The sequence below is a fragment of the Anaerocaecibacter muris genome (assembly GCF_943192945.1).
Classification (GTDB): domain Bacteria; phylum Bacillota; class Clostridia; order Christensenellales; family Pumilibacteraceae; genus Anaerocaecibacter; species Anaerocaecibacter muris.
Genome location: NZ_CALPCE010000005.1, coordinates 76299 through 88314 on the forward strand (window position 1 = coordinate 76299; position 12016 = coordinate 88314).

At 49.6% G+C, this 12016-nt stretch carries 11 protein-coding genes; all 11 read left to right on the top strand.

Annotated elements, in window-relative coordinates; all coding sequences use genetic code 11:
* The first annotated feature begins 2 nt into the window (after positions 1-2).
* Entirely contained in the window at positions 3-611 is a 609-nt protein-coding gene (locus NFR57_RS05965) for a hypothetical protein (RefSeq protein ID WP_251182928.1), read from the top strand.
* Positions 589-972: a spore germination protein GerW family protein gene (locus NFR57_RS05970; RefSeq protein ID WP_251182929.1), complete on the top strand. Its 384-nt coding sequence runs from the start codon at positions 589-591 to the stop codon at positions 970-972. The genes NFR57_RS05965 and NFR57_RS05970 overlap by 23 nt, the downstream gene beginning before the upstream one ends.
* Positions 969-1808 carry a D-alanyl-D-alanine carboxypeptidase family protein gene (locus tag NFR57_RS05975; RefSeq protein WP_251182930.1) on the top strand — a complete coding sequence of 280 codons (840 nt, stop codon included), beginning with the start codon at positions 969-971 and terminating at the stop codon, positions 1806-1808. Before NFR57_RS05970 ends, NFR57_RS05975 begins: the two co-directional genes overlap by 4 nt.
* Before the next feature lie 197 nt (positions 1809-2005).
* Positions 2006-6013 (top strand): M60 family metallopeptidase, encoded by a 4008-nt coding sequence (locus tag NFR57_RS05980; RefSeq protein ID WP_251182931.1) that lies wholly within the window; start codon positions 2006-2008, stop codon positions 6011-6013.
* 2 nt (positions 6014-6015) lie between these two features.
* Complete coding sequence (locus tag NFR57_RS08740) at positions 6016-6144, top strand: hypothetical protein (protein WP_275557184.1); 129 nt, start codon at positions 6016-6018, stop codon at positions 6142-6144.
* A 42-nt stretch (positions 6145-6186) separates the two neighbouring features.
* The gene (gene ade, locus NFR57_RS05985; RefSeq protein ID WP_251182932.1) at positions 6187-7842 is read left to right on the top strand and encodes an adenine deaminase; all 1656 of its coding nucleotides are present in this window, start codon (positions 6187-6189) and stop codon (positions 7840-7842) included.
* Positions 7843-7970: 128 nt separating this feature from the next.
* Positions 7971-8675 carry a pseudouridine synthase gene (locus NFR57_RS05990; RefSeq protein ID WP_251182933.1) on the top strand — a complete coding sequence of 235 codons (705 nt, stop codon included), beginning with the start codon at positions 7971-7973 and terminating at the stop codon, positions 8673-8675.
* An 89-nt stretch (positions 8676-8764) separates the two neighbouring features.
* Positions 8765-10126: a carboxyl transferase domain-containing protein gene (locus NFR57_RS05995; protein ID WP_251182934.1), complete on the top strand. Its 1362-nt coding sequence runs from the start codon at positions 8765-8767 to the stop codon at positions 10124-10126.
* A gap of 3 nt (positions 10127-10129) precedes the next feature.
* Positions 10130-10477 carry an OadG family transporter subunit gene (locus NFR57_RS06000; protein ID WP_251182935.1) on the top strand — a complete coding sequence of 116 codons (348 nt, stop codon included), beginning with the start codon at positions 10130-10132 and terminating at the stop codon, positions 10475-10477.
* Positions 10478-10501: 24 nt separating this feature from the next.
* On the top strand, positions 10502-10852 hold the full coding sequence (locus NFR57_RS06005; RefSeq protein WP_251182936.1) for a biotin/lipoyl-containing protein: 351 nt from the start codon (positions 10502-10504) through the stop codon (positions 10850-10852).
* Between the two features lie 10 nt (positions 10853-10862).
* Positions 10863-12011, top strand: a complete 1149-nt coding sequence (locus NFR57_RS06010; protein ID WP_251182937.1) for a sodium ion-translocating decarboxylase subunit beta — start codon at positions 10863-10865, stop codon at positions 12009-12011.
* Positions 12012-12016: the final 5 nt, after the last annotated feature.

The window sequence follows — 12016 nt, forward strand, 5'->3', positions numbered from 1 at the left end:
ATATGATATATTTAGCGCTTGCCGTTTTCGGTTTGCATTTTATTTCGCTACCGATAATATTTGGCGCGACGGTGTACGCGGACAGCGATCGAAATGTCGGAAAGATAAAGGTCGCGTTGTTCGGCATACCGATTTATGTCAAGCGGATAGACATAGGTCGGGTGTTGGAAAAATTGACCGATAAAAACGGCGAACATAACGAAATTGACAAAGACGGGCAAGAATTGGAAAAGACGGACAAATCGCAAAAAAAGTCGGGTAGGTTTAAGTTGTTTTTGATAGACTGCGCAAGGCGCATAGCTATGCGCGTGCGAGTGCGCAAGGCGGAACTCGACGCGATTGTGGGCACGGGCGACGCGGCGGTAAGTGCGACTGTAGTGGGCGTTATGCGGATAATGTACGCGCAGGCTTGCGCGTTTTTCGGATTTGACGGCGGGAGCGTGACCATTTTGCCCGAATACGATTCGGAGCGTATATATTTCGACTTTTTCGGCATATTTTCACTGTGTTTTGCAGATATTATAGTTGCCGTTTGCGCAACGGCGATAAACAGACTGTTGCGCGGAACGGGAAAAAGGAGCGATAAGTATGCGAACACTGTTGCCGAGTGAACACACGGAACACCCGATAGAACGAATAATGGACAGCGCGTTCGGAAAAATGCGCACATTGACCGATGCGGATATTATAGTCGGTAATCCCATAATCATGCCTGACGGTACGACAGTCGTGCCTATCAGCAAGATAAGCATAGGCATTGTTACGGGCGGCGGCGAGTACAGCCAAAAACAGCAAAGCGAATATCCGTTTGCGGGCGCGAGCGGCGCGGGTATGAGCGTTTCGCCCGTGTGTTTTTTGGTGAGCGACGGCAAGTCCGTGCGCATGCTCAATGTGGGCAGTAAAAGCATGTTCGATAAGGTTGTGGAAACAGTCCCCGACGTCGTCGGCTCTATATTCGGGAAAAAGAAATGAAAATCAAAAAGTATATGGCAATCGTTCTCGCGACGGTGTGCGCCGCGATTTGCTGTTCGTGCGGCAAGCCGATAAAGGCGGAAACCGCACCGAGCGCGGCGGGTACGGAAGTTTACAGCACCGCTACGTCCATGGCGCTTGTGGACGGCGACACCGGCGAGCTTATTTACAGTAAAAACTGCGACGCGCGCCGCGAGCCTGCAAGCACTACAAAAATATGCACGGCGATAACCGTACTCGAAAACTATACGTTGCTCGATTTGCCCGTGCCTATTCCAGACGAAGCTATAGGCGTTGAGGGGTCGTCGTTGTATTTGCAAAAAGGTGAAATGCTAACGGTGCGTGATCTTTTGTACGGACTTATGCTTCAATCGGGCAACGATTGCGCCGTTGCGCTCGCCGTGACGGTAGGCGGGAGCGTCGAGGGATTTGTCAAGCTGATGAACGAAACTGCCAATAAGGCGGGAGCGTCTAACACTAATTTTATGAACCCGCACGGCTTGCATCATGACGAACATTATACGACCGCGCGCGATCTGTGCGCTATTTCGTACTATGCCATGCGCAACGAAACTTTCCGCGAAATAGTATCTACGAAACGCCACCGCACGCCTTATCACAATCACGATTACGATCGCAATTTCCCCAACAAAAACAAAATACTGTACAACTATGCGGGCGGAAACGGGATAAAGACGGGGTTCACCAAAAAATCGGGCAGATGTCTTGTGTCGTCCGCTACGCGCAACGAAAAAACTTATATTTGCACGGTGCTTAATTGCGGCGATATGTTTGAAGAGTGCATGCGGCTTATGGACTGCGCGTTTTCGCGGTAACTGCCTATAATTCGATAATTTATTAAGGCGATGTAAATAAACATCGCTTTTTCAGTGCTTATTTTTCTCGACAAAACAAATTAAAAACGACTTTGATTTGCTTTGCATATTTTTTAATTATGTGCTATTATATTGTATGCCGTTTTGAATAGAATATCTTGATAGAGCGGCTACATCATAGGAAAGGAGTTTTCATCTTGCCTGATAATAACAGAAACAAAACGCCTGTAAAACCTACCGCGCCCGCGGCAAAGCCCGCCTCGCGCAACACCGCAACAACAAAACCTGCCGTTGCGCCTGCTGCTAAAACCGTAACAGCGCGCGACGCACAGACGAAGCCGACGGCTTCCGCAACGTCGCGTACCGCGCCGCCTGCGCGAACAGCTACTCCGACAAGACAAGCCGCCGCGCCTCGTACCGCCGTAACTCCCGCTGCAAACAAACCCGCGGCGCAGTCTGTCAAACCTACTCCCGCGCGCACGCCTGTATCGGCGGCAAAGCAACAGGCGACGGCGGAGACTAAACCTATTCGTTCCGAACAGCCCGTTAAAAGCGCGGTCGCGCCTGCAAAACGCGGCGACGTTGCTGCCGAATCCTCCGCCCGTAAAGAAACTGCTGTGACGGTTAGCGTTCGCGCCGCGGCGGACAAAAATACGGAAAAACCCGCGCGCGTAAAAGCTGATAAATCCGAAAAAACGTCCGACAGCGGAAAACGTCGCAACGGCAATAATAGCGTTGCGGCGACTAAAACCAAAAAGCCGTTATCAAAGCGAAACAGAATAATCATTATGGTCACCGCGGCGGTTTTGGCGGTGGTCATTTGCCTTACCGTTATACTTGTATCGTGCAAGGGCGATAAGATTCCGGATTCTCGGCTTGTTCCGGGCACTGCCGACAGCATTGCGCAAATGACGCGCCCGTCGGATAATATTTTTGTGTCCGAATCCGATATAGAAGAAGGCTCTTTCGTAAACAACTACAAAAACCGTACCAAGGTCGGATATAACGCCGAATACTTGGGCACGGTTGCTCGCAATATACCTACGGAAATGCAGGACGGCGGATTGCCGACAGGTTATCCTCTGTACGGAAAGGGGCTTAATCTTTCGCAAGAAGAACGCGTCGCAATTATTAACGAAAACTGGAATCTGTGCACAATCAATACGCGCATAGGCAGTGACGGCTATCCGAAAAACACTTATAACAAAATGGACAAATTCGGCAACCTTTATCTTAACGGCGAGGATACGGGGCGGGATTTGTATAAGCACACGGGCGCGGACGGACTTTATCGCGGCAACGTGTCTGTCGACGAGCCTGCAATTATCAAAAAACTCACATACACGCCGCGCGGTTACGACGGTTACAACGTAACCGGTATGTACGCGCCCGCGGGCGAAATTATTACCGTAGAAATATCCGAGACGGATATGGAAGCGACAGACGGCATAATCGTGCATATCGGTCAAGCGCTTTACAACCACAAAGCCAACAATATTTGGGCGGCGCGCGGACTTACCCGCATGCCCGTAATTTTGAATACTTTTGTTCTTAATAAAGAAAATTGCGTATACGACAGCTCCAAACGAATCTATACGGGATATGTCGGTTCGTTCCTCGGCGGTCCTATATACGTTTGCAACGAGAACGTCACTTTCTCGGTGACGGTATCGGGGGGCGTGCGCTATGCGCATTTTATACTCGGCTACACTACGCAGGAAGAATATCAGGAAAACCTTAAATCTTCCGCGCCGTATTTTGACCTCGAAGTGCGCAGTTACGGCGTGTTGCATTCCGGTCCAAAGAGCATGGCGGGCAATACGAGTTATGACAATATTTACAATGCGGCTGTGCTTTGGGAAAAGATTTCGCTTGTTTCCACACAGCGTTCAAGGCAGGGTATAGTCTTTCTTTACGATCCGTTTGTCGCGGCGGGCGCGGCTGTTGCGTTTCCAAGCCAACGAGCGGTCAACTGTCCCGACAGTTGGATGAGCGGATCGCTCAATTACAACTCGTTCGTCAAGTCGGGCGCATGGGGAAACATGCACGAATACAACCATAACTTCCAAGGCTACGGTTGCAACGGCAACGACGGCGAGGTAACTAACAACGCGTTGTCGCTTGTCGAGTATTCGTTGTTTACCAATGTTTCCGCGGCGCGGCAGATCGGATCTTACGGCGCGTCGGGCATGTCCGGTTGGAACTGCTACACGAGCGCGCCGTGGGCGTTGAACAAAGTCAATAGAGGCGATATAGGCGGAACGAACGGTCTTGCAATGTATGCGACGCTGTTGCATAACTTCGGACAGGAAGCGTTTATATCCGCATCGCTCGGCGGCAGAGGCTTAAACTATTTCCAAAAATGGGGCGACGTTACGCATAATAATATGACGTACTTCCTCGAATTGGCAAAAGTGTATTCGCTTTCGGGCAACGGTAACGACTATTCTTCGCTCAAAACGACGCAAAAGGATTACCCGATGTTCGTTCCCGTTTCGTCGGTGTATCAGACGGGCAGAAGTTATATGTACGACGGCAAGAAAAAGTACATAACCACAATGCGCCCTTATAATATTAAGCACGACGAAACGTTTGAAATAGATTTGGGCCCTTACAAGGAAAACAACGGCATGTACGAAAGCGGCAGTGTTGTGTTGCCTAACGGTTTTTCGTACTATGTAAAAAGCGTGATGACGCCCAAATACGGAACTCTTACCAAAAAGAGCAACACGTTGTATTCGTATGCGCCCGATCCCGCGCAAGATTTGTCGGGCAAGATTATAGTCACATTGGCAATTACCAAGGACGACGGCGCGTTCACGGTTGACGACGTGGATTTGGTGCTCGAATTCAAACAGTCCTACGAAATGAACAAAACCATGCTCGAACGCACGACATATACGTTTGAGGAAGGCAGTGCGCCCGAAAGCGCGGTAGCCGCGTTTGAATCCGATTACGAGGGTTATATCGATAAAACAACGGGCGACAACGTCAATCCCGTTCAAAACGGCAATACTGAAATTTGGTCGAAAGAATTATTGCCCGACAATACCTTTTACGAGGTTAAGGGCAAGATACACATCGGCGAAACCGCAAAGTACAGAATAGCTTTGCGCGGGCGTTGGGATTGCGCGCTGTATACGGCGCTGAACGAGGATGCCGACTACACGCGCGTCGCTACCGTTAAGACCGATGCGACGCACGCAAATTTCTATCCTAACGATCCTACTACTTATCACGATTACGAGCAACTGGAAGCGGGCGATTGGCTGTATTTTAAAGCCGTGTTGAAAGGTACGCACAAGGGCAATTCAAACGCTTATATAGGCGTAGGGTTCGGTCAATTTGTTCCGCCGCAGGGCACTCTCGACGAGGACGGCAATCTTGTGGACGGCAACGGCAATATTATAGAGAATCCGCAAGAAACGATTAACGTAACGTATGCCAATGCGTACCGTGCGAACTACGTCGAAACCGTCGAAAAGTTTACTTCCGATTATTTCTACCTGCGTGACAACAGTTGCGAGAAAGTAGAAGTTTTTGACGCGGAGGAAATAACCGACACCAATTACAGACCTTGGACAGACAATGTGGAAGAGGGTTGGTATGACTTGTCGCACATTATCGACGGGAAATCGGATACGTGGATTCATACAGCTAAAGACTTATGGGTTTCGCAATCCAATCCCTTGTATATGAATTTCGATATGGGTAAAACCGTTACGGCAAATAGACTTACTATGAACTGCTGGACGGAAAAGGCAATGTCGAATATAGGTGCGCCCAAATCGTTCAGTCTTGAATTTTTCGATGAAGACGGCAAGTCTGTATATGCCAAAGAGTATAAAGGCATTTCGCACAATAACAGTAAGTTTATAATATTGAATTTCGGCGAGGACATTACGTTTAAATCCTATAAATTGACCGTTACCGAAACTGACAACGGACGGTTTGCTATGTCGTATATTCAATTATCGCATATTAAGGCGGGCACAGTGTTTGAAGCCGATAACGCAATGTTTAAGTATGACGGCGAGTGGAAAATCGAATCGGGCTTGTATACTTTCGGACACTTGTATGTCGGCAAAAACAACGCGACGCTTAAATTCAAATTCAGCGGCACTGCGTTCGCTGTGTATGCGTATAAAGGCCGGAGTACGGCGGGTTTGACGTTTATATCGACGGCAAAAAGGTCGAAACCGTGACGTTGAGCGGTATTAACGCGGGTTCGGAACGCATGTTCATATCCGACGAATTGGAGGACGGAAAACACACCGTGGAAATAGTTTGCAATAACGGTCCTGCCAATATCGATAACATTGCGCTCTGGAAATAAAGCCGACGGCGCAAAACGCGTAAATTCGCAAAGGAAAATCACATGAAACAGCTTATTGATGTTGCTTCGGGGCGAGTAAAAGCGGACATAGTAATTAAAAACGCGAACGTCGCGGACGTCTTTAACGGCGTTTTTGTCCGCGGCGACGTTGCGGTGTGCGGCGATAAGATTGCGGGCGTCGGTCGGTATTCGGGTGTTACGGAAATAGACGGAACGGATAAGTATGTCATGCCGTCTTTTTACGACGCGCACATGCACTTTGAATCGGTCATGATTAGACCGAGCGAGTATCTTAAAGCCGCCGTCGCCAGAGGCGTGACGGCGTTCAACGCCGACCCGCATGAAATTGCCAACGTTTGCGGCGAAGCGGGGATTAAGTTCATGATTGACGACGTAAAAGGTATTCCCGCCGACGTGCGGTTTATGATGCCTTCATGCGTTCCCGCCACGCCCGAGGACTGCTCGGGTTGCGTGCTTGACGCGCGCGCCGTCAAAGATATTGCCGATAAGTACGGTTTGTTCGGACTGGGCGAAATGATGAATTATCCCGGCGTTATCGGCGCAGACGCGGATGTAATGCAAAAACTCGGTGTGCGCGATATTATTGACGGGCATGCGCCGTCGCTGTCGGGCAATGCGCTCAACGCCTATCTTTGCGGCAATATCCTTACCGACCACGAGTGCGAGAGCGTCGAGGAAGTTCTGGAAAAGATTAGCAAGGGCATGTACGTGCTTATCCGTGAAGGCAGTCAGACCAAAAATCTTAAAACAACAGTCAAAGCCGTAAACAAAACCAATCTTCGCAGATTTTTATTCTGCACCGACGATCGCAACGTCGAGGATTTGTTTGAAATAGGCACGGTTAACAACGCCGTCAGGCTTGCCGTCGAGTGCGGGCTCGATCCCGTGTCCGCCATTACGATAGCTTCGCTCAATGCTTTCGAGGCTTACGGCATAAAGAAGCACGGCGCGATCGCTTCGGGATATTCTGCGGACTTACTGTTGTGTTCGGACAATATCGCGCAGAAATTAGACAAGGTATTCTATCACGGCAAGGTCGTTGCGGAAAACGGCGTGCCGCTGTTTAAAACTCAACCCGCGTCGGCAAACGCTTTATACGGCAGCGTGCACATCAAGCCCGTAACCGAGCGCGACTTCGAGTTCGAGTTTAAAAAGGGCATGCCGATTATGCGCGTGTTCCCTAACACCGTCGTTACGGAAACGGTCGCCGCCCAAAGCAGAGAAAACCTAAACCTTATGTGCTGTATAGAACGCCACCACGCGAGCGGCATGATAGGGCATTGTTATGTGGACGGGTTCAATCTTAAAAACGGTGCAATCGCACAAACCGTCGGGCACGACGCGCACAATATTACGGTATTGGGCGATAATCCGCGCGATATGTTGCTTGCCGTCAACGGTCTGTCGTCGGACGGCGGACTTGTGCTTGTAAAGGACGGGCGACTGATAGGCAGGCTTCCTTTGGAAATAGCGGGACTTATGACCGACGCGACGGCGGAAACAGCGCTTAAAATTCGCGGCGAATTGTTTAAAGCTCTGTCCGAAATGGACTACAACAAAAACATCGAACCGTTTATGCTGTTGTCGTTTATGACGTTGATAGTTATACCCGACGCAAAACTCAATCATAAAGGATTGTTCGGCGTGAGCAAATGGAACTATCTTTATAAAGGATAAACAACTGACGGCGAGTTGCGAGCGTGCGCGATTCGCCGTTTTGCGTTTATGTCAATAGTCGGCGACGAACTTGTTAAAACGCTTGATTTTCGGCGCGTTATCGGTTATTATAGTTAAGGTAATAAATTATGCGAATAAACAAATATTTGAGCGGTTGCGGAATAGACAGCCGTCGGAAATGCGAACAGCTTGTGCTCGACGGTCGGGTGCGAATAAACGGCAAAACGGTTACCGCGCTCGGTACGGACGTCAAAGACGGCGATTATGTGGAAGTTGACGGTCGTGCGGTCGCGCTTGCGCAACGCAAAGTGTACGTTATGCTAAACAAGCCGAAAGGTTGCGTTTGCACGGTGCACGACGAAAAGGGGCGAAAAACAGTACTCGACTTTGTCAAATTAAAAGAGCGTATTTTTCCCGTCGGCAGGCTCGATTACGACACGGAAGGACTGTTACTGTTGACCAACGACGGCGAGATTGCCAACACCGTGACGCACCCCAAAAACATGGTTAAAAAGGTTTATTCGGTGCGCGTCGAGGGAGAACCGTCCGAGGCGGAGTTAAAAAGACTGCGCGCGGGCGTGGAGTACAACGGCGTTAAGTACGCCGCGGCGCAGGTGTCGGTTTTAGGCACTGAAAATAATGAAACCAAACTGGAAATAACTGTTACGGAAGGTAAAAACCACGAAATAAAAAACATGATAGAATCGCTTGGACGGCGCGTTATGTTTTTAAAACGAACAGCTATCGGCGGACTGCGGCTCGGCGGACTTTCGCGCGGGGAGTGGCGGTATTTGTCGGCAAAGGAAGTCGAGCATTTAAAGTCGCTGCGATAAAAATAAAATAGGCGCAAAAATATCGTTGATTATTGTTGAAATTTTTTTTATTCGGTGATATAATATACCCGTAAAGCGTGGAGGTCTAAATGGAAACCTTAAAGAATACCAAAAGTAAAATCGCCTCGGCAAATAAAGATATTCTTGCATTTATTAACGCGTTCGTCGACGGACAGTCGTTCGTAGAAACGGACGCGTTTGTATGTTCGCAAACCGATACGGCGGAAGCTATCGGCGAGGGCGTTGTCAGCGGGTTTGCTTCGGTAAACGACGTGGGCGTTTGTCTTTTTGCCGTTAATTCCAAAGTTATGAAGGGCGCAATCGGCGAGCTTAACGCCAAAAAGATTGTTCGCGCTATAAATAACGCCGTGCGCATGGACAAGCCGCTTATCGCGGTTTGGGATACTGCGGGCGCAAGGTTTGCCGAGGGTATCGGCGCGCTCGAAGGTTACGGCTCTATACTGCGCGCGTACACCGTCGCTTACGGCGAAGTCCCCGTTATTTCCGTTATTAAGGGCAACAATCTCGGACTGTCTTCGTATGTCGCGGGGATAAGCGATTTTGTAATAGCGTATTCCGACGGCGTTATAGCATCGGCATCTCCGCTTGTGCTCGCCGCCAAAAACGGCGCGGACGTCAAGACCGTGGGGTCGGCAAAGCAAGCCGCGCAAAACGGTATTGTTACGGGCATTGTAAAAACAGACAAAGACTTGCGCGCAGAGCTTGTTAAAATTTTGTCGGTGTTCGACGGCGCGGTTAAGAGCGGCGACGACGCCAACCGCGTTTGCAAAGGGTTAAAAGCGGGCGTTTCCGCCAACGACGTTATAAAAGAAGTGTTTGACAAAAACAGCTTTTTCGCTGTTCGCGCCGACTTTGCGCCCGTGGCTGTTACGGGGTTTGCCTCGCTCGGCGATATTCCCGTCGGCGTTGTGGCGACGGACGTAAAGCAGAACGACGGTCGGTTGACCGCAGACGCTTGCGTTAAGATTAGCGAGTTTCTTAACATTTGCGAAAATGCGGAATGTCCCGTTGTGTTCCTTACCGATTGCGTAGGCACGGAACAGGCGAGAGACGACGCGACGCTCATACGCGAAATGTCTAACCTTGTTTATCAGGTGAATACTATCGACGTAGATATGTTTTCGGTAGTTTTCGGCAAAGCAATTGGCGGCGCGTATACCGCTTTGGTCGCGCCGTGCGAATACAAAATCGCTTGGGAAAACGCCGAGGTGGGCGCGCTCGAATCGGAAGCCGCCGCGCGATTGTTGTATGCCGACGAAATCAAATCGGCAAAAGACAAGGACAAAGCCGCGCAAAAACTCGCAAGCTCTTACGGCGGAGAAAACAACGCCGCGCTTGTTGTTGCGCAGTCGGGGTATTTCGATAACGTTATAGAACCCAATTTGACGCGTTCTTATCTTATTGCCGCGCTTCTTGCGCATGTGGAGTAAGCCATGAACATATCGGCATTCTTATCGGCGAGCGATACGCCTATATCAGAAGCGGCTGTCAAGGCTTTAATCGGTTTTGCGGTTGTTTTGATTGTTTTATTGTTGCTTGTCGGGATATTTTATCTTACGGGATTTTTGTTCCAAACCAAGGCGTTGAGTAAGGATAAACTTTTCGAGCGCAACAAGCAAAAAAGCAAGCCCGTTCAAGATACCGCCGCCGATAGCGACGAACAAACGGACGAGGAGCTATTTGCGGTTATAACCGCCGTAATATCGGCGATATACGACGGAGAAGCGCAAGAAGGCGACGTAAAACCGGAATTTGTAATCAGACGCGTCAAGCGTAAATAATAAATTATTCTTTTGGAGGAATATATGCGTAAATTCAACGTTACGGTCAACGGAAAATCTTATGTGGTTGACGTGGAAGAGGTCGGTTCGGACGGGCAGGTTACGCCCGTAATATCCACTGTTGCGGCAGCTCCCGCGCCTGTCGCGAAGCCCGTGGCGGGCGACGGCACGCCCGTTAAAGCGCCTATGCCCGGACTTATACTCGGTCTTGCGCACAAGGACGGAGACGTCGTTAAAAAGAACGAGAAAGTAGTCGTTCTCGAAGCCATGAAAATGGAAAACGACATCAACGCGCCTGCGGACGGAACTATTACTTACGTTGTCAAAAAAGGCGACAACGTTGATACGGGCGCAGTCCTTGCGTATATAAAGTAGGGTGCTGTAAATGAATTTCGTCGAAATGCTGCAAAACCTGTGGAAAAGCACGGGTCTTTATCAATCCGAGTGGCAGAATTATGTTATGATTCTCATAGCGTGCGTTTTGCTTTTTGTCGGTATCGGATTGAAAAAAGAGCCGCTGTTGCTTGTTCCCATAGCGTTCGGGATGTTATTTATAAATATCCCCGGTGCTGAAAAAATACTTATGAAAGAGCCGACGGCGGGCGAAGCGGGCGGATTTTTGTATTACGTTACGCGCGGCGTTAAGTGGGTCATATTCCCGCCGATTATCTTTTTGGGTATAGGCGCAATGACCGATTTCGGTCCGCTTATCGCAAGCCCTAAAAGTTTTATACTCGGCGCGGCGGCGCAGTTGGGTATATTTATAACGTTGTTCGGCGCGATACTGTTGGGCTTTAACGGTTTTGAAGCGGTGGCTATAGCGATTATAGGCGGCGCGGACGGTCCTACTTCTATTTACGTCGCAACAAAAATGGGCGTTGACGGCGGTATGTTGTCGGCAATAACGGTCGCGGCATATTCGTATATGGCGCTTATTCCGATAATCCAACCGCCGATTATGAAATTGCTTACCACAAAGAAAGAGCGCGCGATAAAAATGGAGCAGTTGCGCCCCGTTTCCAAACGCGAAAAAATCGTGTTCCCGATAGTAATAACGTTGATATGTGGTCTTATCTTGCCCGATTCTTTACCGCTTTTGGGCATGCTTATGCTCGGCAATCTGCTTAAAGAGTGTATGGTTACCGACAGACTGTCGCAAACGGCAAGCAACGGGCTTATGAACGGAATAACTATATTCCTCGGAATAAGCGTCGGATCTATGGCTGTCGGCACGTCGTTCCTCGATTTAAATACGTTAAAGATAGTCGCGCTCGGCTTGATAGCGTTTATTATGGGCACAATAGGCGGTCTGTTGATGGGCAAACTGTTGTGCTTGATTTCGCACGGAAAGGTCAACCCGCTTATAGGCAGTGCGGGCGTGTCCGCCGTTCCCATGGCGGCGCGCGTGTCGCAGTCCGTTGCTCAAAAAGAAGATCCCAACAATTACTTGTTGATGCACGCAATGGGACCCAACGTCGCCGGCGTTATCGGATCGGCTGTCGCGGCGGGCGTGTTGTTGTCTATGTTCGTGTAAGATCG

Bases quoted from the DNA above. Each gene is read 5' to 3' on its own strand.
- NFR57_RS05970 (WP_251182929.1), top strand. From the start codon at position 589: ATGCGAACACTGTTGCCGAGTGAACACACGGAACACCCGATAGAACGA.
- NFR57_RS05965 (WP_251182928.1), top strand. From the start codon at position 3: ATGATATATTTAGCGCTTGCCGTTTTCGGTTTGCATTTTATTTCGCTA.
- ade (WP_251182932.1), top strand. From the start codon at position 6,187: ATGAAACAGCTTATTGATGTTGCTTCGGGGCGAGTAAAAGCGGACATA.
- NFR57_RS05995 (WP_251182934.1), top strand. From the start codon at position 8,765: ATGGAAACCTTAAAGAATACCAAAAGTAAAATCGCCTCGGCAAATAAA.
- NFR57_RS05990 (WP_251182933.1), top strand. From the start codon at position 7,971: ATGCGAATAAACAAATATTTGAGCGGTTGCGGAATAGACAGCCGTCGG.
- NFR57_RS05975 (WP_251182930.1), top strand. From the start codon at position 969: ATGAAAATCAAAAAGTATATGGCAATCGTTCTCGCGACGGTGTGCGCC.
- NFR57_RS06005 (WP_251182936.1), top strand. From the start codon at position 10,502: ATGCGTAAATTCAACGTTACGGTCAACGGAAAATCTTATGTGGTTGAC.
- NFR57_RS06010 (WP_251182937.1), top strand. From the start codon at position 10,863: ATGAATTTCGTCGAAATGCTGCAAAACCTGTGGAAAAGCACGGGTCTT.
- NFR57_RS06000 (WP_251182935.1), top strand. From the start codon at position 10,130: ATGAACATATCGGCATTCTTATCGGCGAGCGATACGCCTATATCAGAA.